This window comes from Corynebacterium frankenforstense, from assembly GCF_030211955.1.
GTDB lineage: Bacteria > Actinomycetota > Actinomycetes > Mycobacteriales > Mycobacteriaceae > Corynebacterium > Corynebacterium frankenforstense_A.
The window spans coordinates 1-26,272 of sequence record NZ_JASODI010000016.1 but is presented as its reverse complement, the minus strand read 5'-3'; the positions used below and the strand labels follow the sequence as shown (position 1 = coordinate 26,272).

Below are 26,272 nucleotides of genomic sequence, written 5' to 3'. Positions count from 1 at the left end.
AAGCGCGCATACCATGGCCTGCATGGACAGCACAGACAGCCAGGGTGAGGGCCAGCGCGCCGCCGCGTTCCTCGCCGCCTTCAACGACATCGAGGGCCACCTGCGCGAGGCGCTCGGTGCCAAGCGCAGCGACAGCTTCAAGTGGATGGTCGGTCTGGCCGAGAAGAAGCACCTCATCTCCGCGCCGCACGCCGAGCAGCTGCGCGACTACGCCGAGCTGCGCAACGCCATCAGCCACGGCGCCTACGAGGGCCTCACCCCCATCGCGGACCCGCTGAGCTCGACGGTCGAGTCGATCCGCACCATCCGCGACCTGATCCTCGACCCGCCGCTCGCGCTGTCGGTGCTGGGTACGCACCAGGTGCAGAAGCTTACGGGCGACGACGCCCTCAGCGACGTCCTCGAGTTCATCGACACCACGGGGATCTCGCAGTTCCCGGTCTATGACCAGGGCAAGTTCCAGGGCCTTCTGACCACGGACCAGATCGCGCGGTGGTTCGCCACGCACCACGGGGTGCTGGGCGGCGCGAAGGACTCAGACGCAGGCGGTGCGGCGGAGTTCGCCTCGGCGACGGTCGCCGACGTCATGGCCGGGCCGAAGGCCTCCGGCCAGCGGCGCGCCATCTTCCTGCCGCGAGACGTGGCCGCCCAGGAGACCGTCGACCGACTCGTCGAGGTCGACGCCGACGGCCACGTCCCCCGCGCCGCCGTCATCACCGAGCACGGCCGGCCGCACCAGACGCCGCTGCGCATCGTGACCGCCTCTGACCTGGCGGAACTCATCCGCGTACTGGACGCCTAGGGCCTCAATTTCCGACGTCCCGGTGGTGCGCGTCGGCGCGTGCGTGCGGGTGGGCGCGCGGGTGGGCGCGCGACGCGCCTGACGGCGCGCCACCGACGGGGCGGGCGGCTCGGCACCGACAGGGCGGGCCCTCCACCGACAGAGCGAGCGGCGCGCCACCGACAGGCCGGGCTCTCCACCGACAGGCCGGGCTCTCCGGACACCGCGGCCGCACGTGATACATATCACTTCCCGTATGGCAACATTCTTATCCCCACTTCTTGCGTTCGTACATACGTTCGCATAGCATGACGGTCAGAACGGAAAGCACGGGGGATCAACTGGCCGGCGACAGGCCTCCCCCGGGATCAGGGCCCAGGGAGGTGACCCGATGACCACCGCGACCGCACTCAACCCCGACGGACCGGACTCCGCGCGCGTCCGCGAGGTCAGCTCCCTGATCGGGCGGATCTCGAGCGACATGGAGAGGGTCTCCGAGCTCATCGACACCTCGGTCGCGGCACGCGAGTTCCAGGAGATGCTGCCCGCACTGGTCGACCTCGAGAAGGCGATGGGCTCGAAGACCGTCGTCGATCACACGGTCGCACACCTGGCCGGACTGCACCACGCCGGCAACCTGACGGGCACCTCGCGGGTGGACCTGTTCCTGGCGGAGGTCTTCGACCTCTCGCGCGCCGAGGCCCGCGCCCGTGTCGACGGCGCCGAGAACACCTACGGGCCGGCCCGCCCCGCCGCGGCGCCCGATCCGGAGCCCGCCCCCGGTACCGGCGATGACCCGGGTGCCAGGGCCGACCCCGGAGCCGGCGCCGACCCTGGTACCAGCGCTGACGGCGCCGGTGCGGATTCCGGTACCGGAAGTGTGCCCGGCGAAGGTTCCTCGGGTGACGGTGCGGATCCGGATGCCGACGGTGCGCCAGGCGACGGCGACGAATGGTCCTCCGAGGCCCCCGGCGGCGGTCCCGCCGGCGACGCCGACTCCGAGCGGGAACGCCTCGAGCGTGAGCGTGAGGAGCGGGAGCGTGCCGAGTGTGAGCGCGAGGAGCGCAAGCGCCGGGAGCGGGAACGCCTCGAGCGCGAGAAGGCCGAGCGCCGGGCGGCGGAGGAACGCCGCCGCCAGGCCGAGGCCGACCGCCGGGAGGCCAACCGCCGCGCCCGCGAGAAGAAGCTCGCCGCCGAGAAGCTGCGCATCATCAACAACGAGCTGAAGAACCTGCTCGACGAGGCCAAGATCGGCGCCGAGGAGCTGCGCCGTCGGGCGATCGAGGAGGCCGACAACCGCTCGCCGGAGGATCTGCGCGACTGGATCCGCAACCGCGTCGCCGAGGCCAACCTGAGCTCCGGTGACCTGCTCGCCGCCTTCAAGAACCGGTGGCTGTGGGTGTCGGAGCAGCAGGCCGACGGCGGCGTGCACCTCAAGGGCTATCTCCCCGCCCCGACGGCCGCGCTGCTGAAGCACCTCATGGCGAGCGCGATCCCGGGCTTCGACCGCCCCAAGGACGACGACGCCGACGTTCTCGACCTGGGCATCCCCGGGCTGGACCCGGACGGTGTCGCCGCCACCCGCGCCAAGCGCAACGGGCCCGACCGGCGCCGCCGCGCCGAGCGGTACGCGGACCTCCTGCACCACGTGCTCAGCGCCTACGCCGCCGGCAAGACGGAGGACACCGGCAACGCCGCGATCGTCCTCTCGCTCGTCGCCGAAGACGCCGACGAGATCATGCAGGCCGGCGCCGACATCGAGACGGACCCGGCCAAGGCGCGGAGGGCCTTCATGAAGAGGCGACCGACGAACACCGGGATCGACCTCTCACTCTTCGAGCTGATGAAGATCAAGGCGAAACCCTACGACTACCTCGTCCTGCACGACACCGCGGGCAACCCGCTCTACGCGGGCAGGGCCCGAAGACTGGGGAACTTCCTGCAGAGGGTCGCGCTGTTCGCCGCGGAAGGAGTGTGCTCGTACCCGGGCTGTACCGCGCCCGGCGACTTCGTTGAGCTCCACCACGACTGGCCCCACAGCGACGGTGGACCCACGGACATCAACAACCTGACCTTCCGGTGCAAGGAACACCACAGGGACAACAACGACAAGCGCGACATGCAGGCCTCCCGCGGATGGTCCGCGCGGGACCCGGAGACCGGACGGATGGGCCACACCCCGCCGGCGGCGTCCTCGGACACCACCGGTGTGACGATCAACCGGACGGAACGGGCGCACTTCTCCGCCGGCGAACGGATCCGCCGCAAGTACGAACACATGGACAGCGAGTCCGGGGACGACGTCGCGCGCCCGACCGACGGGAGCGGTGTGCCCGCAGCCGGGCGAGCCCCCGACGGGACCGGTGTGCCTCGAGGCGGCGCCGGGTCTGACGGCAGCAGTGCGACCAGAGGCGGTGACGGAACTGACGGCAGCCCTGTGCCCGGAGGCGGTGCCGGATCTGACGGGAGCAGTGCGACCGGGGACCCCGACGAGACCTGGATGGCGGACTACGAGGACTACCTGGCCGAGAAGTACGCCGAGGAGGCCGAGGACGCCGGCGGGCCCGGTTCCGGGGCGGGAGCGGGCCACCCCGCCGGGGACGGTTTCGACGAGCCCGAGGACACCCACTACGCCGCGCCCCTGAACTTCAACGACGAAGGGGCCGACGGCGACTGGCCCGGCGACGAGCCCACGCTGTTCAGCGCCTGAATCCCCACCAGGACTCGAACCTGGCGTGACGCCCGCCCGGCGCGTCCGGCGGGCGACCCGCCCAGCACGCCCGGTCACCCGACCGCCGGCCGAGCTCCGTCACCACCCGGCGCGCTGGGCCGCCCCGAGGTCTCGCTCCGCGCCTCTCCTAGGCCTCTCCCGGGCCTGCCCTAGCCCTCTCCCCCGGCTTGCTCCTTGCCGGAGCGTCTCTCGACCCCCGCGCCGGTGTCCCCGGCGGAACCGACCCCGGCGTCCCCGCCAGACTCCCCACCGACATTCCACCGCTCGCGCTCCGCGGCGATGATCTCCTCGGCCAGCTGCGACTCGGAGACGTCCACCGCGTCGTGCACCCGCGCCGACTCCGACTCCCGGGCGTAGGCGTCGAAGACCTTGGTCTTCTGCCCCAGGATCTCCAGGAGCCGCTCATCGGCCGTGTCGTCGGCGACCAGCCGGTGCACCAGCACCGTGGACGTCTGGCCCATGCGGTGGGCACGCGCGATCGCCTGCGCCTCAATGGAGGGCTTGACCTGGGGCTCGACGAGGATGACCACACTGGCGGCCTGGATGTTCAACCCGGCGCCCGCGGCGGTGATCTGTGCGAGCAGCACCGCCGGGCCGTCGACGGCGGCAAACTGGTCGACGAGGTCCTGACGCTTCGCCGCGGCCACCGAACCGTCGACCGTGCCCACGACGGTCTTACCGAGCTCCTTGTCCAGCAGCGCCAGCACGTCGAGGAAGAACGAGAAGATGAGCACCTTGCGCCCGGCCTCGGCGGCCTCGTCGACGATCTCGCGCAGGCGCTGAAGCTTCGCCGGCACGCCCACGGGCGTGGTCATGGGCGCGCGGCGCATGGCCATCCAGCCGCCCTCGCGCACGGCCTCGAGGTAGTGGCGCCGGTCTTGGTCGTTGAGGTCGATCCAGTCGATCGTCTCGGTCTTCTGCGGCAGCTCGTCGAGTACGTCGTCCTGGTTGCGCCGCAGGTACACCGGCGCGACGCGACGCCGGAACTCGCGGGCGGAGAGGTCCTCCACGTCGAGCTGCGGGGCGATGTAGCCGACGAGGTGCTCGAAGTCGACCACGGCGTTCTCCAGCGGGGTGCCCGTCATCAGCAGCGCGTGCGCCGCCGAGTCGACCAGCCGGGCGACCGCCCGGGAGCGCTGCGCCTCCGGGTTCTTGATCATGTGCGCCTCGTCGACGATCACGAACTCGGGCGCGCCCAGCCGCGCGGCCATGGTGCGCGCGCCGTCGTAAGTCACCACGCAGAACCCGCCCTCGCTGCGCCAGGCGTCGACGAGGTCCTCCTTGACCGCGCCGTGGGCGCGGAAGACGGGCAGCCCGGTGGTGAAGTTCTTGATCTCTCGCTCCCAGTTGACCACCACGGAGGCCGGGCAGACGACGAGGACGCGGGTGCGCGCCACCCCGTCGACGGCGGCGACGTGCGCCGCCGCGGCGATCGCCTGGACGGTCTTGCCCAGGCCCATCTCGTCGCCGAGGACGGTCTTCTTCTGCACCACCGCGAAGCGCGCGCCGAAGGACTGGTAGCCGCGCAGGTGCAGGTCCGCGTCCAGGAAGGTGCGGTCGAGGCGCAGCGCCCGGATCGCGGCGAGCGTGTCGGCGTCGAGGTCCTCGCCGCCGGTCTTCTGGTTGCCCAGCAGATCCGCCAGCAGCCCCTGGTAGTGCGCGGGTCGGCGCTGGTAGTCGGCCCACGGGTTCACGGTCACGGTCAGCCCCCGGAAGGTGTCGAGCACCTGCGGGTTGGCCTGCGCCCAGGCGATGTCGCCGCGGAAGCGGGCGTAGGCCTCGTTGCTCCTCTCCCCGCCGGAGAACGCCACCGCCCACCGGTCGGGGTCGCCGGCCGCCACGTTCCAGTCCTTCGACAGGTCGGCGATCTCGAAGAGCCGCCTGCGGCGCGCCTGCTGTTCCTCGTCGAGGTCCGGCAGGGCGTCGTAGCGCGCCAGGACGTCCACCAGCTGCACGGCGTACCGGGTGCGCTCGGTGCCGATGTCGCGGCGCGGCTCGGCGGCGGCCTCGGAGAAGAGCGTCTCGGCGGCGGCCTTGAGCCGGTCGGCGGAGCGCTCCCCGATGCCGGGGATCTGGCGCAGCTGGCCGACGTGGGCGCGGCGCACGTCGCCGACGGTCTTCACGCCGGCCTCCGGAAGCCCGGAGATACGCAGCCTGTCGGCGGTGACCTCGCGCAGCGTCTCCAGCGGCATGCCGTCCAGCAGCTGCTCGGCCTCGACCCGCCCGCGGTCGGCGAGGATCCGCTCGAGCTGCGCGCGCAGCGTGGCCTCGGAGAACGGGTCGTCGCGCGCGGCCCGCGCCCGCTCGAGCACCGCGGCGACCGGCCCCGGATCGAACGGGTTGAGCCCCACCGACCCCGTGGTGCCGAAGTGCCCGTTGAGCGCGTCCTTGACCGCCTCGCGCGCGGCCTTCAGGTAGCGGCCGGGGGTGCCGTGCGAGCCCGGGAAGAGGTGCACGCCCTCGCGCTGCAGCTCGGTGGCCGTGTGCATCCGGTCGAGCGCCCCGCGGGCACGCACGAGGGTGCCGCGCGAGTCGATCTCACCGAGCACGCGCTCCAGCTCCGCTGCGGCCAGGCGCGCGGCGTCGACGCGCCCGCCTCCGAAGAGCCGGCCGAAGAACCCGGGTGCGGCCCTCTTCGCCCGCTTGCGGAGCTCCGGGACTTCCGCGGCGTCGTCGACGAGTGCGAGCAGCGCCTCGCCGAGCCCCGGGTCCGCGTTTGCCTCCTGCACGGCGTAGAAGCCGTCCGGCCACGTCAGCGCCCACGGGGTGAGAAAGCAGATCCACTCGCTGGTGTCGGAGTCGCGCAGGTACGAGCTGTTGAGGTCCCCGGCGCGCGGCGAGGCCACCCAGCCGGCGAGCCACTCGGCGGTCTCCCGGGACTCCTTGGCCCCCGACGTCACCTCATCGGCACGCCCCAGCAGGGTCTGGAGCTCGACGGAGGTGAAGGTGCGCTGCGACATGGACGAGATTCTGCCACGGCGCCCGGGCCCGATTTCCGACGCCCCGTTGCTCCCCCACCGCGCACGGGCGCGGCGTCTGCACCGGGGACAGGTGCGGTGTCTGCGTCGGGTCCAGGTGCGGTGTGTGCGTGGGTGCAGATGCGGTGTCTGCGTCGGGTACAGGTGCGGCGTGCCCGGCGCGCGCGGCGCCGACGAGCCTTACCCGACGCGCCCGGGAATACCCGCCCCACAACGTTTGTTGACATGTCATAGCGTGGCGCACAGTGTCACCCCACATGAATGAAAGACACCCGACGAAATCTTCATCCCACTAACCACTCCGTACAGTCAGTGAGCGACGGCGGACGCCACCGTCGGGACCGGCCAAGTTGAGCCACCCCCACGGCGCCGCCCGCCCGAGCAGTCAGAGTCAGGAGCCCCACCCATGCAGTTCGGCATCTTCACCATCGGAGACGTCACCGAGGACCCCACCACCGGGCGCACCCCCACCGAGGGCGAGCGCATCGAGGCGATGACGAAGATCGCGCTCAAGGCCGAGGAGGTCGGCCTCGACGTCTTCGCCACCGGCGAGCACCACAACCCGCCCTTCGTGCCCTCCTCACCCACGACGCACCTGGCCTACATCGCGGCCCGGACCGAGCGCATCCTGCTGTCGACATCCACGACTCTGATCACCACCAACGACCCGGTCAAGATCGCCGAGGACTACGCCTTCCTGCAGCACCTGTCCGGTGGGCGCAACGACCTGATGCTCGGCCGCGGCAACACCGGCCCGGTCTACCCGTGGTTCGGCAAGGACATCCGCCAGGGCATCCCGCTGGCCGTGGAGAACTACCACCTGCTGCGCCGCCTGTGGCGCGAGCGCTCCATGACTTGGCAGGGCAAGTTCCGCACACCCCTGCAGGGCTTCACCGCGACGCCGTGGCCGCTTGACGACGTCCCGCCCTTCGTGTGGCACGGATCCATCCGCTCGCCGCAGATCGCCGAACAGGCCGCCTACTACGGCGACGGCTTCTTCCACAACAACATCTTCTGGAACAAGGAGCACACGGCCAAGATGGTCGGCATCTACCGCCGCCGCTTCGAGGCCTACGGCCACGGCCGCGCCGACCAGGCCATCGTGGGCCTGGGCGGGCAGGTCTTCATCGGCGACACCGAGCAGGAGGCCGTCGACTTCTTCCGCCCCTACTTCGACCACGCCCCCGTCTACGGCCACGGGCCGAGCCTCGAGGAGTTCAGTGAGCTGACCCCGCTGACCGTCGGCACCGCCGAGCAGGTCATCGAGCGCACCCTGACCTTCGCCGACTGGGTCGGCGACTACCAGCGCCAGATGTTCCTCATCGACCACGCCGGCCTGCCGCTCAAGGTCGTCCTCGACCAGATCGAGCGCCTCGGCCGCGACGTCGTGCCCGAGCTGCGCCGCCGCTTCGAGGAGCGCCGCCCCGAAGGCGTGCCCAGCGACCCGCCCACCCACGCCAGCCTGAAGGCCGCCGGCTCCGGGCCCCACTTCGAGGTCGCCCCGGGCGCCCGCGGCGAAAACCCGCAGGCGTAGCGTCACAGGCAAGCCTCACACGTCCAGGCCGCCCAACCCAACGAGCTTCACCCGGTTCAACCGGCACACCCGAAACACCTTCACCCGGTTCAACCGGCACACCCGAACGAGCTTCACCCGGTTCAACCGGCACACCCGAAACACCTTCACCGAGAGGAGTATCCCAGTGCGCCACCTGACAGTGGTCACCGCGGGACTGTCCACCCCGTCGACTACCCGGCAGGTCGCCGACCAGATCGCCGACTCCGTGACCGCCGCGGTCTCCGCGCGCGGCGAGGCCGTCGAGGTCCACGTCATCGAGCTGAAGGACCTCGCCGTCGACCTCGCCCAGGCGATGGTCTCCGCCGGCATCGCCTCCCCCGCCCTGACCGAGGCCAAGCGCCTGATCAGCGAGTCCGACGGCCTGATCGCCGTCACCCCCGTCTTCAAGGCGAGCTACACCGGCCTGTTCAAGATGTTCTTCGACGTCCTGGACCCGAAGGCCATCGTCGGCATGCCCGTCGTCGTCGCGGCCACCGCCGGATCCCCGCGCCACTCGCTCGTCCTCGAGTACGCGGTGCGCCCCATGTTCGCCTACCTGCGCGCCACCGTGATGCCCACCGGCGTCTTCGCCGCCACCGGGGACTTCGGCACCGAGGCCGGCCGCGCCCTGACCCAGCGCATCACCCAGGCCGCCGGCGAGCTGGCCGAGAAGATGGTCACCCAGCACGACTCCGTCGGCGGGCTCGGCGGAGCCACCGCCCGCGGCCAGGTCGAGCCCGAGGAGACCCGCGAGCGCGCCGCCACCCGCGCCGCGGCGAAGGCCCGGCGCACCGGCACCGACCCCGAGGAGGAGTTCACCCCCTTCGCAGACCTGCTCGCCAGCCACGACGGCCGGTAACGCCACCACACGCGGCCGCCGCGGGCGGCCGCGGCGCACCGACGGTACGGTGACCGCGCACGGCGCGCTGCGCGACGTCGGCAATAGCGCGGGCGGGCGCACAACGTGCGTAGGCTGGGGTGCCGCACCGACCGCGACCGAGAGGAACCCGACGCCGTGACCATCAGCATCGTCGACATGTTCAGCCTGGGCATCGGGCCGTCGTCCTCGCACACCGTCGGCCCCATGCGCGCCGCGAAGGACTTCCTCGACTCCCTCGACGAGGCTCCGAAGCGCGTGCGCGTCGAGCTACGCGGCTCGCTCGCGGCCACCGGACGCGGCCACGGCACCGACCGCGCCGTCGTCCTGGGCCTGGCCGGCCACGAGCCCGAGACCGTGCCCGCCGACGCCGATCCGGTGCCCGGTGCCAACGTGCCCGTCTTCGGGACCGCCAAGGGCCCGCGCGGCAGCGTCGACTACGTCATCGACCTCAACCCCAAGCAGCTGCCCGCCCACCCCAACGGCATGCTGTTCACCGTCGTCGACGATCACGACGAGCAGCTGACCGAGCCGGTGGACTACTACTCCGTCGGCGGCGGGTTCATCCTCACCGGCGCCCAGCTGCGCGCCGAGCACGAGGAGGCCAACCAACTTACGGCCGCCCAGGACCCGCACCCGGTGCCGCACCCCTTCGCCTCCGGCGAGGAGCTGCTGGCCCGCTGCGCGGAGACCGGCAAGTCGATCCCCCGGATCGTCCGCGAGAACGAGGACGCCCTGCACGCCGAGGACGGCGGCTGGCCGGTGGTCGCCGCGCACCTCGACGCGGTGTGGAAGACCATGCGCGAGTGCGTGCTCGCCGGCATGACCACCCCGGGCACCCTGCCGGGCGGCCTGGGAGTCAAGCGCCGCGCGCCGATCCTGCTCGAGCAGCTGCGCGACCAGGCCACCCGCAACGCCGCCGGCTTCGGCGCGATGGAGTGGGTCAACCTCTACGCCATGGCCGTCAACGAGGAGAACGCCGCCGGCGGGCGCGTGGTCACCGCCCCGACCAACGGCGCGGCCGGCATCATCCCCGCCGTGATGCACTACGCGCGCGACTTCCTGCTCGACTTCGACGAGGAGACCGCCCGCGACTTCCTGCTCGCCGCCGGGGCGGCCGGCTCGATCATCAAGGAGAACGCCTCGATCTCGGGGGCGGAGGTCGGCTGCCAGGGCGAGGTCGGCTCGGCCTCCGCGATGGCGGCCGCCGGGCTGTGCGCGGTGCTCGGCGGCACCCCGGCGCAGATCGAGAACGCCGCCGAGATCGGCCTCGAGCACAACCTGGGGCTGACCTGCGACCCCGTCGGCGGGCTGGTGCAGATCCCGTGCATCGAGCGCAACGCCATCGGCGCGGTCAAGGCTATCAACGCCGCGCGCCTGGCCCGCCTCGGCGACGGCACCAACCGCGTCTCGCTCGACGACGTCGTGACGACCATGGCCGCCACGGGACGCGACATGAGCTCCAAGTACAAGGAGACCGCCATGGGCGGCCTCGCGGTCACCCTCGGGATGCCGGTCAGTTTCACCGAGTGCTGACGCCGCGGGGGGCTGAGGCCCCGCCGACAGCCCTGCAGCCGCCCTCAAGCGACCCTACAGCCGCCCGGTCAGGTACTCGACCACGCCGTCGACGGCGACGGTCTCCTGCTCGCGGGCCTCGAGGTCGCGCACGGTCACGGTGCCGTCGGCCAGCTCGGACTCGCCGAGCACCAGCGCGAAGCGCGCCCGGGCGCGGTCCGCGCCCTTCATCGCGCCCTTGAGCCCACGGCCGCCGTAGGCCATGTCCGCCGACACGCCGGCGGCGCGCAGGCGGTTGACCATCCCGGCCATCCGGCCGCGGGCCTGGTCACCCAGCGGCACGCCGTAGACGTCGACGCGGCGGCCCACACCCAGGTCCGCGGCGGTGATGCCCTCGGCCTGGAGCGCCAGCACGGTGCGGTCCACGCCGAGGCCGTAGCCGATGCCGGAGAGGTCCTGCCCGCCGAGCTGGCCCATCAGCCCGTCGTAGCGCCCGCCGCCGCCGATGCCGGACTGCGCGCCGAGACCGTCGTGGACGAACTCGAAGGTGGTCTTGGTGTAGTAGTCCAGCCCGCGGACCATGCGTGGGTTGACGGTGTACTCGACGCCGAAGTCGTCGAGCAGCCCGGTGACGGTCTCGAAGTGCTCGCGGCACTCGGCCGAGAGGTGGTCGAGCATCAGCGGCGCGTCGGCGGTCATCTCGCGGACCTCCTCGCGCTTGTCGTCGAGCACGCGCAGCGGATTGATCTCGGCGCGGCGCCGGGTCTCCTCGTCCAGCGGCAGGTCGAAGAGGAACTTCTGCAGCTTCTCGCGGTAGGCCGGCCGGCAGGTCTTGTCGCCCAGGCTGGTCAGCTCGAGGCGGAAGCCGCTCAGGCCCAGCGCGCGGTAGGAGCGGTCGGCCAGCGCGACGACCTCGGCGTCGAGGGCAGGGTCGTCGACACCGATGGCCTCGATGCCGACCTGCTGCAGCTGGCGGTAGCGGCCGGCCTGCGGGCGCTCGTAGCGGAAGAACGGGCCCGCGTAGTTGAGCTTGACCGGCAGCTGGCCGCGGTCGAGGTTGTGCTCGATGACGGCGCGCATCACGCCGGCCGTACCCTCGGGCCGCAGGGTCACGCTGCGCCCGCCGCGGTCGGCGAAGGTGTACATCTCCTTGGTCACCACGTCGGTGGACTCGCCCACGCCGCGGGCGAAGAGGTCGGTGTCCTCGAAGACGGGCAGCTCGATGTGCTCGTAGCCGGCCAGATGGGCCTGGCGGATGAAGGTGTCACGCACCGCGAGGAACTCCGCCGAAGCCGGCGGGACGTAGTCGGGCACGCCCTTAGGGGCACTGTGGGTCTGCTGCTTGTCACTCACGCATGAGATGGTACCGCGCTCAATTGACGACGCCGCGCCCCGCCTCCCCCGGGTGCCCTCCCGCACCGTCGCCGTGGCGGGGTGGCGGGCTGCGCCCGCCACCCGACGGCACAGCCGTGCGGGCAGGGCCGCGGTCGCGGAGGGCCTAGCGCTCTTCGGTGCCGCCGGCCTCACTTTCGGGGGCGGCGGGCCTCATCCCCGGTGCCGCCGGCCTCACTTTCGGGGTGGCGGGCCTCATCCCCGGTGCCGCCGGCTCCGCCGGCGGCACGCATGAAGGGGCCGGCGAAGGGGTTGGTGGCGCGCTCGGCGCGCACCGTCGTCGTGGGCCCGTGGCCGGGCAGCACCGGCAGGGCGTCGTCAAGCGCCGCGACGGGGCCGGCCAGCGTCTTCTTCATCGCCTCCGGGTCCGAGTAGGGCAGGTCGGTGCGCCCGATCGAGCCGCGGAAAAGCACGTCGCCGGAGAGCACCACCTCCTCGGCGATCAGCAGCACGCTGCCCGGCGAGTGTCCGGGCGCGTGCGCCACGCGGAAGTCGTGGCCGACGAGGGTGACCACCGCGGCGTCGTCAAGCGGGCACACCTCCTCCGGCTGGGTCATGGTCGCCGCGTCGAAGAGGCGGGCGGTCTCGGGGAGCACGCCGTCGCCGCCGGCGAGCATGAAGCGGTCGTCGGGGTGGATGTAGACGGGCACGCCGAAGTGGTTGGCCAGCTGGGCGGCGTCGCGGGTGTGGTCGATGTGGCCGTGGGTGCACACGACGGCCTCAAGCTCCAGGTCGAGCTTTCCCAGCACGTCCATGACCGGGGCGAAGGCGTGCATGCCCGCGTCGACGACCACGCAGCGACCGTCCTCGATGAGCAGGTAGCAGTTCGTCTTGTACGGGCCGGTGGCGAATCCCTGGATCTCCATGGCCTCGACCCTAGACACTGCCGCTACAATGACGTGGCGTTACCGCGGCCCGCCGGCCCTCTGAGCTTTGCCGGCCGCGGGGAAGAAACGAAGTAGACGGAAAGGTTCCCGCCGAAGTGAGTAACGAGCAACGCGGCCAGGAGGCGCTCGATGCCCTCGACAAGGCGCTCAAGAGCCGCGACCGCGCGGAGAAGAGCAAGCCACTGGCCGTCGTGGCCATGTCCACCGTGGCCATCCTCGCCATCGTCGGCGTGGTCTGGTTCCTGGCCACCCGCGACTCCGAGGAGGACGTCGTCGCCGACGACGCCGCCGAGTCCACCGAGCAGACCTCCGAGGCGCAGGTCGAGCCCCTCGCCCTGCAGCGCGAGACCCCGCTGCAGGAGACCGTGACCTGCAGCTACGACGACGCCGGCGAGGCCGCCCGCGAGGTGAGCAAGCCGCAGACCGAGAACGTGCCCGCCACCGGCGAGGTCACCGTGACCCTGCAGACCGGCCAGGGCCCGATCCCGATGACCCTGGACCGTTCGGTCTCCCCGTGCACCGTCAACGCCTTCGTGCACATGTCCGAGCAGGGCTACTTCAACGACACGGTCTGCCACCGCATGACCTCCGGCGCGCTGAACGTCCTGCAGTGCGGCGACCCGACCGGCACCGGCCGCGGCGGCCCCGGCTTCCAGTTCGCCAACGAGTACCCGACCGACGAGATGGGCGCGCAGACCGCAAAGCCCGTGACCTACCCGCGCGGGACCGTCGCCATGGCCAACTCCGGCCCGGACACCAACGGCTCGCAGTTCTTCCTCAACTACGACGACTCGCAGCTGCCGCCGGACTACACCTACTTCGCCAAGATCACCGACGAGGGCATGGACACCCTCGGCAAGATCGCCGAGGCCGGTGTCGAGGGCGGCGCCTCCGACGGCGCGCCCGCCGAGGAGGTCCGCATCTCCGAGGCCACGGTCAGCCGGTAGACCGCCCGGAGGCCCCGCGGGGTCTCCCCCGGGGGCGCAAGCCCGAAAGCCCGACCCGGCCGGTGCCGCGCGCACCGGCCGGGTTTTCTCGTGCCCGTCCCGCGGGCACGTGAAGGTGTGCGCCGGCGCGGATCGGCGGGATCGGCCGCGCCCGGTTTCCTGCACCAATATGCCGCCGTGACCGGGCGCTTGTAATATCCCCGTGACAGTGCGCGATGGGGAGCCCGGAACCCGAGAACCCAGGAGGACCACCATGAAGCTTGTTTCCCGCACCGGCCTCGTCGCCGCCGCCACCGCCGTCACCGTGACCGCCACCGGCCTGGTCGCCCCGGCCGCCAACGCGGAGACCACCGGCACCGAGGGTGTCGTCGCCACCGCCGGCACGGGCGTGCGCGCCGCCGACTCGAACGGCGGCTCCTCGAAGTCGGAGTCCACCGCGAACGGGGGCAACTCCTCCACGAGCGACAACGCCCTGACCGAGATGTGGAACAAGGGCCCCGAGGGCAAGGTCGAGGCCTTCGCCACCGTCATCGGCGGCATGCTCGGCGTCGTCGCCGTGCTCGCACTGATCAGCCGCGGTCTGACCGAGCTGACCAAGGCCATCGGCAAGTAGGCCTCCCCCAGACCCCGGGCCGTGCTCTCGCTCACAACAGCGAATCGCGGCCCGGGGTTCTTTCGCCCCCCGGCTTCACGGCGGGCCCGAAGGCGATCTCCGGGACCGATTCACCTGATCACTACCTGTTTATTTCTTGTCAGTGAACTGTTGCCCGGCGGCGTTTCCGCCGCTATGGTCTTGGACGAGCTTTCAACCACGAGCATGTTCGGGAGGACACGAACCCCATGAAGCTTTTCACCCGTAAGGGCATCGTCACCCTCGGCGCCACCGTCGCCATCGCCACCACCGGTATCGCCGCCCCGGCCCACGCCGAGGACACCACCCCGGCGCCGACCACCACCGAGGCCCCGGCCGACCCGAACCTGGGCACCAACTCCTCTGAGTTCGACTGCACTGCTGAGAAGGATCCGAAGGATCTGCCCGTCAACGTGAAGAACTCCCTGAAGTGCCAGTGGGAGATCGGCGGCTTCGAGAAGCAGCTGGGCATCATCACCGGCTTCGCCACCCTGGTCACCACCGTGATCGGCGTCGCCTCCGCCGTCTTCAACATGGCCAAGAAGGTCGCTCCCGACATGTTCTAAGGTTTTGTCTCAGTCTGACTGAGAACACCACCCGCCCCGACCGGTCGTCCGGCCGCGGGCGGGTTTTCGCGTAGCTGGCCCCGCCCGACGGACACGGCGCCCCTAAAACAGGCACAGCCCCGCGCCACGCGCGCGGATGCGCGCCCACGCGGGGCAGGCGGGACGTCGTCAATCGACGCGCCCCACGGGCGCTCAGGCGGTCACACGGTAGACGTCGAAGACGCCCTCGGTGTTGCGCAGCGCGGTGATCAGCGCACCGAGCTGCTTCGTGTCCGAGACGGCGAAGGTGAAGCGGATCGTCGCGATGTGGTCGTCGCCGGCCTTCGAGTTCATCGCCAGCACCGACAGGTTCTGCTCGCTGACACAGCGGGTGATCTCCATGAGCAACCCGCCGCGGTCCAGCGCCTCGACCTGCAGCGTCGCGGTGAATGCGTTGCCCTGGTCCGAGCCGGCCCAGGAGACGTCGATGAGGCGCTCCGGCTCCTCGCGCAGCTTGGGCGCGTTGGTGCAGTCCGTGCGGTGCACCGAGACCCCGCCGCCGCGGGTGACGAAGCCGAAGATCTCGTCGCCCGGCACCGGCTGGCAGCACTTGGCCAGCTTCGCCAGCACGTCCGGGCTGCCCTCCACGAGCACGCCCGGCCCACTGACGGCCTGCGGGCGGTGCTCCGCCTTGTCCGCCAGCTCCGCCAGCGGCATACGGCTCATCAGCTCGTCCTCGGCGGAGTCCTCGTCGCCGAAGATGGCCATCAGGCGGTGCGCGACGTGTTGCGCGGAGACCGACCCCGAGCCGATCGCCGTGTAGAGCGCGTCGACGTCCGGGTAGTGCAGCTCCGTGGCCACCATCTTCATCGACTGCGACGTGAACAGGCGGTGCAGCGGCAGCCCGCCGCGTTGCACCTCCGCGGCCAGCGCGTCGCGGCCGGCCTCCAGGTGCTCTTCGCGGCGTTCCTTGGAGAACCACTGGCGGATTTTCGCCTTCGCCCGCGGCGAGACGACGAAGTCCTTCCAGTCCGCCGAGGGCCCGGCGTGCTGGTCCTTGGAGGTGAAGATCTCCACCCGGTCGCCCGACTTCAGCTTCGTCTCGAGGGCGACGAGCTTGCCGTTGATCTTCGCGCCGATGCAGCGGTGGCCGACCTCCGTGTGCACCGAGTAGGCGAAGTCGACCGGGGTGGAGTCCACCGGCAGGTTGACCACGTCGCCCTTCGGGGTGAACACGAAGATCTGCTTGGCCGTCAGGTCGTAGCGCAGCGCGTCGAGGAACTCGTTGGGGTCGGCGGCCTCCTTCTGCCAGTCGAGCAGCTGGCGCATCCACGCCATCTGGTCGATCTCGGCCTGGTCGCCCTTGTGCGAGCCCTTAGTCTCCTTGTAGCGCCAGTGCGCCGCGATGCCGAACTCCGCGTTGTAGTGCATCTCGTGGGTGCGCACCTGGACCTCGAGCGGGCGGCCCGAGTCCGTCATCACCGTGGTGTGCAGCGACTGGTAGACGCCGAAGCGCGGCGCCGAGATGTAGTCCTTGAAGCGCCCCGGCATCGCCGCGTAGAGGGCGTGGACCACGCCGATGGCCGCGTAGCAGTTGTTGACGTTGTCGACGAGCACGCGGATGCCGACGAGGTCGAAGATCTCGTCGAACTCGTGGCCGCGCACGATCATCTTCTGGTAGATGGACCAGTAGTGCTTCGGCCGGCCCATCACCTCGGCCTCGATGTTGTTCTCCTTCAGCGCGACCTTGAGCTGCGCCATGATCTCCTCGAGGGCGCGGTCGCGCTGCGGGGCGCGGTCGGCGACGAGACGGACGATCTCGTCGTACTTCTTCGGGTAGAGGATGGCGAAGGAGAGGTCCTCGAGCTCCCACTTGACGTTGGCCATGCCCAGGCGGTGCGCCAGCGGGGCGATGACCTCGAGGGTCTGGCGGGCCTTCTTCGCCTGCTTCTCCGGGGGAAGAAAGCGCATGGTGCGCATGTTGTGCAGGCGGTCGGCGACCTTGATCACCAGCACGCGCGGGTCGTGGGCCATCGCGACGATCATCTTGCGGATCGTCTCGGCCTCCGCGGCCGCGCCCAGGGCGACCTTGTCCAGCTTCGTCACCCCGTCGACGAGGCGCGCGACCTCCTCGCCGAAGTCCTCGGTGAGCTGCTCGAGGGTGTAGTCGGTGTCCTCGACCGTGTCGTGCAGCAGGGCGGCGACCAGCGTGGTGGTGTCCATGCCGATCTCCGCGGCGATGGTGGCCACCGCCAGCGGGTGGGTGATGTACGGGTCGCCCGACTTGCGGTAGACACCGTCGTGGAGGCGCTCCGCGGTGGCGTAGGCACGGTCGAGCACCGCTCCGTCCGCCTTCGGGTGGAACTGCCGGTGGATGCTCAGCAGCGGCGCGAGCACCGGGTTGATCTTCGGGCGGTTGCCCGTCAGGCTGCGTGCCAGGCGCGCGGACATGCCCCGCACACCGATGCTCCTGCCCCGGCCGTTCTCCTGGGTCATGTCCCTACACCTTACCTTCGCCTCTTGAGGCCCGGACCCTCGTCCGGTACGCCTCTTTGGGCCCCGGGCACTGGCCCGGGGCCAGTCGAAACCCCGCGCCCCGACTGCCGGCCTGATCGCCGGATGTGCGGCCGGCCGCTGACTTTCGGGCCGGCCGCGTCAGCCGGCGCTCAGGCCTCGACCGTGTCCTGCGAGATCACGCTCAGGGGCACGTCCCCGAGCTTCTCGCGGCCGCCCAGGCCGTCGACCTCGAGAACGACGACGTTGCCGACGACCTCTGCACCCGAGCTCGCCAGGAGCTTCGCCGCCGCGCCCAGGGTGCCGCCGGTGGCCAGCACGTCGTCGACGAGCACGACCTTGCGGCCCTCGAGGTTCATCGCGTCGGCCGGGATCTCGAGTGCCGCCGTGCCGTACTCGAGGGCGTACTCCTCGGTGTGCACCGGCGGGGGCAGCTTGCCCTGCTTGCGGATCGCCAGCACGCCCAGGCCCAGCTTGTAGGCCACCGCCGCGCCCAAAAGGAAGCCGCGCGCGTCAAGTCCGCCGATCAGGTCCGCGCCGTCCTCGACGGCCGCCTGGGCCAGCGCGTCGACCACGGTGCCGAACGCCTCGGCGTCCGCGAGCACCGGGGTCAGGTCCTGGAAGACCACGCCCTCCTCCGGGAAGTCCGGCACGAGCCGGACGTGCTCCTTGAGCGCGGCCGCGGCCTCGGGAAACCTGGTCTGAGTCTTACCTGCCAACTTGAATCTCTCCCATAGTTCTCTCCTTGCCGGATCCCGGCGCACCGGCGCCTAGCCGATGCGCCACCGGTCCATGTTCCAGCCGATGCCGGCGAGACCTGTGTACACGTTCACGTTACCCATCTCGCGGTCGGTCGCGAATACGCGGGGCTGGGAGGCCAGCGGAATCGCGCGCACGCGGCGCCACTCCCCCGCCTCCGCGGCCTGCAGCGCCCGCCAGCCGCGCTGGCCCGGGGCGAGCGCGGAGTACTCGGCGACCGGGTCGACGGCCTTGAGCACCGCGTCGACGCGGTCCTCGCCCGCCGGGGCCACCCCGATCAGGTCGCCGAGCTGCCCGGTGGTCTCCGAGACGTCCTCCACGGTGATCCCGGCAGGCTCGCAGCTGCGCCGGATGGACTCGACCATCGCGGCCTTGCGCGGGTCCGGGCCCATGTAGCCGATGCGGACGGTCTTGCCCTTGAGCCGGCCGGCCAACGCCTGGTCGGTGCCCAGGTGGACGTCGGAGACCTCCGCGACGTGCGCCGCGTCCGGGTCGGTCGGGTTGAGCACGTGCATCGCCACCGCCGGGACCTCCACGCCGGAGACCCGCGAGCTCTCCGCGGCGACGTCCTTCTGGTCCACGCACGCGTTGAAGGCGTCGCGGTCCTCCGGCGTGGCGAAGACGCCGCCCTCGCCGAGCAGCAGCGTCTCCGTCAGGTAGCCGACCTCGGGGTGGATCTCGTAGCGGTTGCCCGGGTTGTCGCGGTCGATGAAGGAGCCGTCGGTGCGCGTGATGTCCGCGGCGACGACGTCCGCCTGCGCGGCCAGGGCGTGGGTGTCCACCGACGGCGGCCAGACGACCAACGTCGGCTCCTCGGCAGGGGCACCGTGGTAGTGCTCGTTGCGCACCAGGAGGACCTCGCCGTGCTCGCCGACGGAGTCGACGCGGTAGGGCCCGTAGCCCAGCTGCAGGCCCTCGTCGAACTCGGAGAGCCGGAAGCCGTCGCGCCACACCCGCGCGACCTCGCGCAGGGCGTCGGGCACCGCGGCGTCGGAAATCTCGGTGGCGGCGGCGCCCTCGGCGCCCTCGGCGCCGGTCGCGCCGGCGGCGGCCTGCGCGGCGTCGAGAAGCGGCACCAGGTCCTGCTCGGCCACGCCGGCGCGCTGCGCGATGGCGTGGGCCGGCAGGATCTCGCCGGGGCCGAACAGTTGGCGCCAGCGGGTGCCCGCGCCTTCGACGAGGCTGAGCTGGAAGCGCTTGGCGCCGGGGCGGCACTGCACGGACTCGACCTGGTCGGTCCACGGCAGCTGCGCGCCGAAGAGGCGGTCGAGCTTGCCGGCGGCCACGGCGAGGTAGAAGTCGTCGCAGGTGACGGTGTGCCCGTCGGAGAAGGAGGCGTCCGGGGCGATGTCGTAGAGCACCTTGCGCTTGGCGCCGGGCAGCAGCTGCGTGCTGGCCAGGTCCGTGTTCGGGATCATCTGGCCGTTGGGCCCCGGGGTGTAGACGGCCGGGTAGACGCGCCCGGAGATCAGCTCCGCGTTCGTCGAGGCGCCGGTCAGTGAGGCGGCGTTGGTGGTCTCCAGCGGCGAGGAGACGACGTAGGCGGGGTGCCCGGTGTTCTCGCCGAGGTCCTCGCCGGCCTGATCATCCGAGCAGGAAGTCAGCGAGAGCGCGGTCGCCGCCGCGAGGACGGCGGCCGCGGCGGCGCGCAGGCGCCCCCGGCCCGGTCGTGCGGCGGCGGTCATGCGCGCCCTCCCCCGTCAGTTCCGGCCCGGGCGCCAGGTGGCGCCGGGGTGGCCGGGCGCCGGCGTCTCGGCGTCGTGCTCGGCCTGGTGCGCGGGGGCGGTCACGGTGCGCTTGCCGGTGGTGCCGGAGTTGCTTTCGCGCTCCGCGTCGGTCGCCGTGGCGTCGTCGACCTCGGCGTCGGGGTCCTCGCCGCGACGGTAGGCGGCGACGGCGGCGTTGTGCTCGCGGATCTCCTTGGAGCGCTCGGTCACGCTGACCAGGATCGGGGTGGCCAGGAAGATCGAGGAGAACACGCCCTCGACCACGCCGATGAGCTGGATGAGCGCGAGGTCCTGCAGGTCGCCGACGCCGAGCATCCACACGGCGACGATGATCAGCGCCACGATCGGCAGCGCGGAGATCACCGAGGTCGAGATCGAGCGCATCAGCGTCTGGTTCACGGCGGCGTTGGCGGCCTCCGCGTAGGTCTGTCTGCGCGAGTCGAGAAGCCCCGCGGTGTTCTCGCGGACCTTGTCGAAGACGATGACGGTGTCGTAGACGGAGAAGGACAGCACGGTCAAAAGGCCGATGATCACGGCCGGCGAGACCTCGAAGCCGAACAGCGCGTAGATGCCGGCGATGACGACGGCGTCGACGAGGAGGGCGGCCATGGCTGCGACGGCCATCTCACGGCGCAGGCGCACCGCGATGTAGAGGAAGGCCAACAGCAGGAACACGCCCATCGAGATGAGCATGCGCTTAGTGATCGTCGAGCCCCAGGACTCGGAGACCGTCGAGTCGCCGATCGCGTCGGGGCTCGGGGTGCCGGTGGCGTCCTCCGGGTGGTAGGCCTCGAAGATCTCCTGGCGGGCGGCGTCGATCTGGTCCTGCGAGAGGCGCTCGGTGTTGATCTCCAGGGTGGCGGTGTCGCCGGAGCCGACGACCTGGGTCAGCTCGGGGGTGACCCCGGTGGCGTCGACGAAGGTCTGCTCGACCTCGTCGACGTTGAGCTCGGCGGCCGGCATGTTGATCTTGGTGCCGCCCTCGAAGTCGATCGACATGTCGAAGCCGCGGATGCCGATGGCGGCGACGCTGATGACGATGAACAGCGCGGTCAGCCAGTACCACAGCTTGGTGCGGCCGATGAAGTCGATGCCGCCCTCACCGGTGGAGATGCGGTCGAACAGGGAGTGGTTCATGTTCGCGTCGGGCTCGACGGGAACGTCGAGTGTCTTGGTCTCGGACATTGCTCAGTTCTCCTTGTCCTCGGGCTCCGCGCCCTGCGCGGGCGCGTCGCCGTCGGCGTCGGTGTGCTGCGAGACCGCGGTGGCGGTGCCCGCTTGACGACGTCCCGCCTCCCCGGCGTCGGCGGTTTCCGTCGCGGTGGCGGTGGTCGCCGTTGCGGTGCCGGTCGCAGGGGTGTTGACCGTGGCGGCGGCCTTGCGGCGGTCGGCGGCCAGGCGGAAGACCTTGCCCATGCCGTTGACGGCCGGGCGGGCCCAGAACGGCTTGCGCGAGCACAGCAGCATGATCGGGGCGGTCACCAGGAAGGTCACGACGAGGTCGAAGACCGTCGTCATGCCGAGGGTGAAGGCGAAGCCCTTGACCTCGCCGACGGCCAGGAAGTAGATGACCACGGAGGCGATCAGGGTGACCATGTTGCCGGTGACGATCGTCTGGCGGGCGCGGTGCCAGCCGCGGTGGGTCGCCGAGCGGAAGGTGTGGCCGTCCCTGACCTCGTCCTTGATGCGCTCGTAGATGACCACGAAGGAGTCCGCGGTGGCGCCGATGCCGATGACCAGGCCGGCGATGCCGGACAGGTCCAGCGAGTAGCCGATCCAGCGGCCCAGCAGCACCAGCGAGCCGTAGACCAGCGCGCCGGAGCAGACCAGGGTGAACAGCGAGATCAGGCCGTAGAGGCGGTAGTAGGCGAAGACGAAGACCGCGATCATGGCCAGGCCGACCAGGCCCGCGACCAGACCGGCCTTCAGCGAGGCCTCGCCGAGGGAGGCGGGCACGGTCTCGGCGGTGCCGCCGGGCTGGCCGTCCTCGCCGGCGAAGGACAGCGGCAGGGCACCGTACTTCAGGTTGTTGGCCAGGTCCTGCGCCTCCTTCTGGCTGAAGTCACCGGTGATCGCGGTGGCCGAGCCGGCCGGGGTCGGCGACTGGATGCGCGGGGCGGAGATGATCTGCGAGTCCAGGGTGATGGCGACCTGCTTCTGCAGGTACTCCTGGGTCAGGCGCGCCCAGGTGTCGGCGCCGGCGCCGCCGAAGGCGAAGCCGACCTGCATCTGGCCGGTCTGGGAGTCCAGGCCGCCCTCGATCGGGCGGTCGGTGTCGATCTGGGCGCCGGTGAGGCGCTCGCCGTCCGGGTTGTCACCGACGAGCTCCGGGGAGGGCGCCAGCAGGTACGGCGCGCCGGAGGAGGCGTCGCAGGAGACCAGCGGCTTGGCCGGGTCGTCGGTGCCGGCCAGCGGGTCGACGGAGCCGTCGCACTTGATCAGGGCCATGGCGGCCAGCTGCGTGGTCGGGTCCTCGGACTGGCGGTCCTTGCGCAGCATCTCGGTGGTCTGCTGGCGGCGCTCGGTGGCCTCCAGCGAGTTCGCCGGCTCCGGCTTGGGCTCGGCGTTGATCTCCGGGGCCTTGATCTCCTCGCCGCCGAGCTGCTTGAGCTGGGCGGAGAGCTGATCGGCGGAGGTCTTGGCGTCCTCGGGGCTGATCACGTCGGCCTCGACCCAGCGCTCGGCTATGTCGGTGAAGGTCTGCGGCAGGGCGGCCATGTCCGGCATCTGCGGCTGGGCCACCGGGCGGAAGACCAGCTGCGAGGTCTGACCGACCGCGCGGGCCTGGCCGGCGTCGTCACCGGGGACGGTGATCACCAGCGTGTTGCCGTCGGCGACGACGTCGGCGCCGGAGACGCCCATGCCGTTGACGCGGTTCTGCAGAATGGTGCGCGCCTGGTTGAGCTGCTCCTGGGTCGGCTCCTCACCCTGGGGAACCAGGGTGATGCGGGTGCCGCCCTCCAGGTCGATGCCCAGCTTCGGTTCGGCCTTCCGGTCGCCGGTGAAAAAGATCAGGGCGTAGACGACCAGTACCAGGAGCAGAAAGACCCCCAGCGCCTTGAGCGGCCAGCTCCTGCCCGACGTCTGGGCGCCGCGCGGTCTCGCGGTTGTGGTCACGAACAAATCTCCTTGAACAGACACGCCGGAAGGCCTGTGCAGGCTCTCCCGGCCGTGATGGACGCACCTATGTTACGGCATGGTCCGCGCGTGTCGAAGAGTTGGTGCCGAAACATCATGGTGTCCCGGCTCACGTCCGCCCCACCGGGGACCTCGGCTTATGGGTTCCGCGGTCGGCGGCGGGTTGGTTTCAGGGTCGGTCAAACGATGGGTTCGGCGCCGTGACTCAGCGCCCGGTGCGGCCCTCGGTCTCCGGGCCCTCGGCCTCGCCGTAGCCGCGGCAGGAGCCGTCGTTCTCGGGGTGACCGGCGGCGTCGCCGTAGTCGGCGTCCGGGTAGTCGGTCTCGGCGTAGTCGGCGTCGTTTTGACCGTACTGCGCGGCGACGGCCTCGCCGCCGACCAGCTCGGGGTTCTCCTCGTCGACGGTGCGGATGACGGCGATCCGCTCCCAGGTGGTGATCACGTCGGGCGCGATCTCCAGGGCGACCTGGTCGCCCTCGAGGCCGACGATGGTGGCGTGCATGCCCGAGGCGGTGACCACGCGCTGGCCGACCTGGAGGTTGGCCTGCATCTGGGTCATCTCATTCTGACGACGGCGCTGCTTGCGCATCATGAAGAAGGAGGGCGCGATCAGAATGAGCAGTAGAACGAGAAGAAGAATCATATCCATGCCTCACACTGTGCCAGACGTCTCCGTGGACACGCCAACTAAACGCCCAGGTCCGGCACCGCCCCGGGTGCTCCTGGGCGCACTCCCCCGCCGACGCGCGGGCGCCGGCGGGCCCGGCGCCGGCGGACCCGGCGCAGGGGGCCGCGCGGCCTCCCGGCCTCAGTAGAGACCGGGCGCGCCCTCCGGCGGCTCGAGGTCCAGGTGGCGCCACGCCGCCGCGGTGGCCACGCGTCCCCGGCCGGTGCGCGCGATGAGGCCGGCGCGCACCAGGTAGGGCTCGCAGACCTCCTCGATGGTCGAGGGCTCCTCGCCCACGGCCACCGCCAGCGTGCCCACGCCGACCGGCCCGCCGCCGTGGCCCTTGATCAGGCAGTCGAGCACCGCGCGGTCCAGGCGGTCGAGGCCGACCTCGTCGACGTCGAAGACCGCCAGCGCCCCGCGCGCCGAGGCCAGGTCGATCCGGCCGTCGGCGTGCACCTCGGCGTAGTCGCGCACACGGCGCAGCAGCCGGTTGGCGATACGGGGTGTGCCACGCGAGCGCGAGGCGATCTCGGCCGCGGCGTCGTCGTCGATGCCGACGTCGAGGATGCGGGCGGCACGGGTGACCACGCGGGTGAGCTCCGGGGTGTCGTAGAACTCCATCTGCGCGGTGAAGCCGAAGCGGTCGCGCAGCGGGCCGGTCAGCATGCCGGCCCGGGTGGTGGCGGCCACCAGGGTGAACGGCGGCAGGTCCAGCGGGATGGAGGTCGCACCGGGGCCCTTGCCCACGATGACGTCGATGCGGAAGTCCTCCATGGCCATGTAGAGCATCTCTTCGGCCGGGCGGGCCATGCGGTGGATCTCGTCGATGAAGAGCACGTCGCCCTCCATCAGGTTCGACAGCATCGCGGCCAGGTCGCCGGCGCGCTCGAGCGCCGGGCCCGAGGTCATGCGCAGGCTGGTGCCCATCTCCTGGGCGATGATCATCGCCATGGTCGTCTTGCCCAGGCCGGGCGGGCCCGAGAGCAGGATGTGGTCCGGGGTCACCCCGCGGTTCTTCGCGCCGGTGAGCACCAGCGAGAGCTGCTCGCGCACCTTCTGCTGCCCGATGAACTCGTTGAGCGAGTGCGGGCGCAGGTTGCGCTCGACGTCGCCCTCCCCCGCCTGCTTGTGTGGGGTGACGGGGCGCTCGGCGTCGTCGGTGCCACCGGCTGGGCCGCCGAAGCCGCCCGCGCCGGCACCCGGGCCGCCGTTGCCCGGACCACCGGGGCCCCCGGGGCCTCCCGGTCCCCCGGCGCCCTCGGGCAGCCGGAACTCGGTGCGCTCAATTCCGTGGCGGGTCATCTCAGTTCTTCTTCCCCAGGCGGCTCAGCGCCGCCCGCAGCGCGGCGGAGGTGTCCAGGTCCGCGTCCTCGGCGAGCACCGCGTCGACGGCTCCCTCGGCCTGCTTGTCGGTGAAGCCCAGACCGGTCAGCGCGGCGGTGACCTGGGCGGCCGTGGCGGACTCGGCGCGCGGGGCCGCGGGCTCGCCCTCGGGGGCGGCCTCGCCGTAGCCGGCGACCTTCTCCTTGAGCTCGACGATCATGCGCTCGGCCATGCGCTTGCCCACCCCGGGCACGCGCTGCAGGGTCTTGGCGTCGCCGGCGCCGACGGCCGCGGCGACCTCGGCCGCCTCGAAGACCGACAGGGTGGCCAGCGCGAGCCGGGGCCCCAGACCGGAGACCGTCTGCAGCAGGGCGAACATGCTGCGCTGGGAGTCATCGGTGAAGCCGTAGAGCTGCACCGCGTCGTCGCGCACGACCATGGTGGTCAAAACGCGCGCGTTCTCGCCGCGGCGCAGGCCGGCGAGCGTCTGCGGAGTGGCCGTGAAGAAGTAGCCCACCCCCGCGCACTCGATGACCGCGCCGGTCAGCTCGATTCCGACGACGGTTCCGTTGAGCGAGGCGATCATCGCGCCATCTCCTCCTGACGTTTACGTTCTGCGGCCAGCCGGGCCTTCTGTTTCCGGGCCCGCTCCTCGTTCGCCTTCTCCCGGACGAGGAAGGGCGCGCGCCAGCAGTGCGTGACGGCCAGCGCGAGGGCGTCGGCGGCGTCGGCCGGCTTCGGTGGCTCGCTCAGCCCCAGGATGCGGGTTATCATCGCGGTCATCTGCTTCTTGTCCGCCCGCCCATTGCCCGAGATGGCCTTCTTGGCCTCACTGGGGGTGTACATGTGCACCGGGATGCCGCGCTCGGCGGCGGCGAGCACCAGCACGCCGACGGCGTGGGCGGTGTGCATGACGGTCGAGACGTTGCCGCGTTCGAAGACCCGCTCGATTGCGACGACGTCCGGCTGGTAGCGGTCCATCCACTCGCACACGCCGTGCGAGAGTTCGAGCAGACGCGCGGACAGCTCGGCGCCGACCGGGGTGCGCGCGACGCCGACGGCGACGGGGTAGACCTGCCGCCCGCGGCCCGCCTGCACCACGGACAACCCGCAGCGCGTCAGGCCCGGGTCGATGCCCATCACCCGGAGTCCCTCGACGTTCACCTTCCGCGACACCAACCTTCCCGCTGCCCCGCCGCCCCGGGTTCGGGGCCTTCAGGCGGGATCCGTCATTAGCACACAGTACCGAAGAGACAGGCTACCCGACAGACGACGTCGCGGCCGCGGCACCGTACCGGGTGC

General features: G+C 71.3%; 20 protein-coding genes. 8 read left to right on the top strand and 12 right to left on the bottom strand.

Annotated features, from left to right (window positions below):
* Nucleotides 1-22 precede the first annotated feature (22 nt).
* Both QP119_RS08740 and QP119_RS08735 read left to right on the top strand, forming a co-directional pair.
* Entirely contained in the window at nucleotides 23-802 is a 780-nt protein-coding gene (locus QP119_RS08740; RefSeq protein ID WP_284775367.1) for a CBS domain-containing protein, read from the top strand.
* A gap of 370 nt (nucleotides 803-1,172) precedes the next feature.
* Nucleotides 1,173-3,491, top strand: coding sequence for a hypothetical protein (locus QP119_RS08735; RefSeq protein WP_284775365.1), 2,319 nt, complete (start codon nucleotides 1,173-1,175; stop codon nucleotides 3,489-3,491).
* Nucleotides 3,492-3,661: 170 nt separating this feature from the next.
* Here QP119_RS08735 and QP119_RS08730 read toward each other — a convergent pair whose 3' ends face one another.
* Complete coding sequence (locus QP119_RS08730) at nucleotides 3,662-6,472, bottom strand: DEAD/DEAH box helicase (protein ID WP_284775364.1); 2,811 nt, start codon at nucleotides 6,470-6,472, stop codon at nucleotides 3,662-3,664.
* 424 nt (nucleotides 6,473-6,896) lie between these two features.
* Here QP119_RS08730 and QP119_RS08725 point away from each other — a divergent pair, with 424 nt between their 5' ends.
* The 3 genes from QP119_RS08725 to QP119_RS08715 all read left to right on the top strand — a co-directional run bounded on the left by QP119_RS08725 (nucleotide 6,897) and on the right by QP119_RS08715 (nucleotide 10,458).
* Nucleotides 6,897-8,024, top strand: a complete 1,128-nt coding sequence (locus QP119_RS08725; protein ID WP_284775363.1) for a CE1758 family FMN-dependent luciferase-like monooxygenase — start codon at nucleotides 6,897-6,899, stop codon at nucleotides 8,022-8,024.
* Between the two features lie 166 nt (nucleotides 8,025-8,190).
* Nucleotides 8,191-8,904 carry an FMN reductase gene (locus tag QP119_RS08720; RefSeq protein WP_284775362.1) on the top strand — a complete coding sequence of 238 codons (714 nt, stop codon included), beginning with the start codon at nucleotides 8,191-8,193 and terminating at the stop codon, nucleotides 8,902-8,904.
* A gap of 156 nt (nucleotides 8,905-9,060) precedes the next feature.
* On the top strand, nucleotides 9,061-10,458 hold the full coding sequence (locus tag QP119_RS08715; RefSeq protein ID WP_284775359.1) for an L-serine ammonia-lyase: 1,398 nt from the start codon (nucleotides 9,061-9,063) through the stop codon (nucleotides 10,456-10,458).
* A 54-nt stretch (nucleotides 10,459-10,512) separates the two neighbouring features.
* On the opposite strand, the gene hisS is transcribed toward QP119_RS08715, so the two are convergent.
* Together hisS and QP119_RS08705 are read right to left on the bottom strand one after the other, a co-directional pair.
* Entirely contained in the window at nucleotides 10,513-11,790 is a 1,278-nt protein-coding gene (gene hisS / locus QP119_RS08710) for a histidine--tRNA ligase (protein WP_284775357.1), read from the bottom strand.
* A 170-nt stretch (nucleotides 11,791-11,960) separates the two neighbouring features.
* Entirely contained in the window at nucleotides 11,961-12,695 is a 735-nt protein-coding gene (locus QP119_RS08705; protein WP_284775354.1) for an MBL fold metallo-hydrolase, read from the bottom strand.
* A gap of 116 nt (nucleotides 12,696-12,811) precedes the next feature.
* Between QP119_RS08705 and QP119_RS08700 the strand changes: the two genes are divergently transcribed.
* The 3 genes from QP119_RS08700 to QP119_RS08690 all read left to right on the top strand — a co-directional run bounded on the left by QP119_RS08700 (nucleotide 12,812) and on the right by QP119_RS08690 (nucleotide 14,860).
* Complete coding sequence (locus QP119_RS08700; protein WP_284775352.1) at nucleotides 12,812-13,663, top strand: peptidylprolyl isomerase; 852 nt, start codon at nucleotides 12,812-12,814, stop codon at nucleotides 13,661-13,663.
* A gap of 253 nt (nucleotides 13,664-13,916) precedes the next feature.
* Nucleotides 13,917-14,276 (top strand): hypothetical protein, encoded by a 360-nt coding sequence (locus QP119_RS08695; RefSeq protein WP_284775350.1) that lies wholly within the window; start codon nucleotides 13,917-13,919, stop codon nucleotides 14,274-14,276.
* A gap of 227 nt (nucleotides 14,277-14,503) precedes the next feature.
* Entirely contained in the window at nucleotides 14,504-14,860 is a 357-nt protein-coding gene (locus tag QP119_RS08690; RefSeq protein WP_284775348.1) for a hypothetical protein, read from the top strand.
* A gap of 192 nt (nucleotides 14,861-15,052) precedes the next feature.
* Here QP119_RS08690 and QP119_RS08685 read toward each other — a convergent pair whose 3' ends face one another.
* The 9 genes from QP119_RS08685 to ruvC all read right to left on the bottom strand — a co-directional run bounded on the left by QP119_RS08685 (nucleotide 15,053) and on the right by ruvC (nucleotide 26,134).
* Nucleotides 15,053-17,335, bottom strand: coding sequence for a RelA/SpoT family protein (locus QP119_RS08685; RefSeq protein ID WP_284775345.1), 2,283 nt, complete (start codon nucleotides 17,333-17,335; stop codon nucleotides 15,053-15,055).
* Between the two features lie 170 nt (nucleotides 17,336-17,505).
* Nucleotides 17,506-18,072: an adenine phosphoribosyltransferase gene (locus tag QP119_RS08680; RefSeq protein WP_284775343.1), complete on the bottom strand. Its 567-nt coding sequence runs from the start codon at nucleotides 18,070-18,072 to the stop codon at nucleotides 17,506-17,508.
* A 51-nt stretch (nucleotides 18,073-18,123) separates the two neighbouring features.
* Nucleotides 18,124-19,797, bottom strand: coding sequence for a peptide ABC transporter (locus tag QP119_RS08675; RefSeq protein WP_284775341.1), 1,674 nt, complete (start codon nucleotides 19,795-19,797; stop codon nucleotides 18,124-18,126).
* Nucleotides 19,798-19,812: 15 nt separating this feature from the next.
* The gene (gene secF / locus QP119_RS08670; RefSeq protein WP_284775339.1) at nucleotides 19,813-21,024 is read right to left on the bottom strand and encodes a protein translocase subunit SecF; all 1,212 of its coding nucleotides are present in this window, start codon (nucleotides 21,022-21,024) and stop codon (nucleotides 19,813-19,815) included.
* A 3-nt stretch (nucleotides 21,025-21,027) separates the two neighbouring features.
* Nucleotides 21,028-22,956 (bottom strand): protein translocase subunit SecD, encoded by a 1,929-nt coding sequence (secD, locus tag QP119_RS08665; protein ID WP_284775337.1) that lies wholly within the window; start codon nucleotides 22,954-22,956, stop codon nucleotides 21,028-21,030.
* Between the two features lie 226 nt (nucleotides 22,957-23,182).
* Nucleotides 23,183-23,626, bottom strand: a complete 444-nt coding sequence (gene yajC, locus QP119_RS08660) for a preprotein translocase subunit YajC (RefSeq protein WP_284775334.1) — start codon at nucleotides 23,624-23,626, stop codon at nucleotides 23,183-23,185.
* A 159-nt stretch (nucleotides 23,627-23,785) separates the two neighbouring features.
* The gene (gene ruvB / locus QP119_RS08655) at nucleotides 23,786-24,949 is read right to left on the bottom strand and encodes a Holliday junction branch migration DNA helicase RuvB (protein WP_423777787.1); all 1,164 of its coding nucleotides are present in this window, start codon (nucleotides 24,947-24,949) and stop codon (nucleotides 23,786-23,788) included.
* A 1-nt stretch (nucleotide 24,950) separates the two neighbouring features.
* Nucleotides 24,951-25,556 (bottom strand): Holliday junction branch migration protein RuvA, encoded by a 606-nt coding sequence (ruvA, locus tag QP119_RS08650; protein WP_284775332.1) that lies wholly within the window; start codon nucleotides 25,554-25,556, stop codon nucleotides 24,951-24,953.
* Entirely contained in the window at nucleotides 25,553-26,134 is a 582-nt protein-coding gene (ruvC, locus tag QP119_RS08645; protein WP_284775330.1) for a crossover junction endodeoxyribonuclease RuvC, read from the bottom strand. The genes ruvA and ruvC overlap by 4 nt, the downstream gene beginning before the upstream one ends.
* Nucleotides 26,135-26,272: the final 138 nt, after the last annotated feature.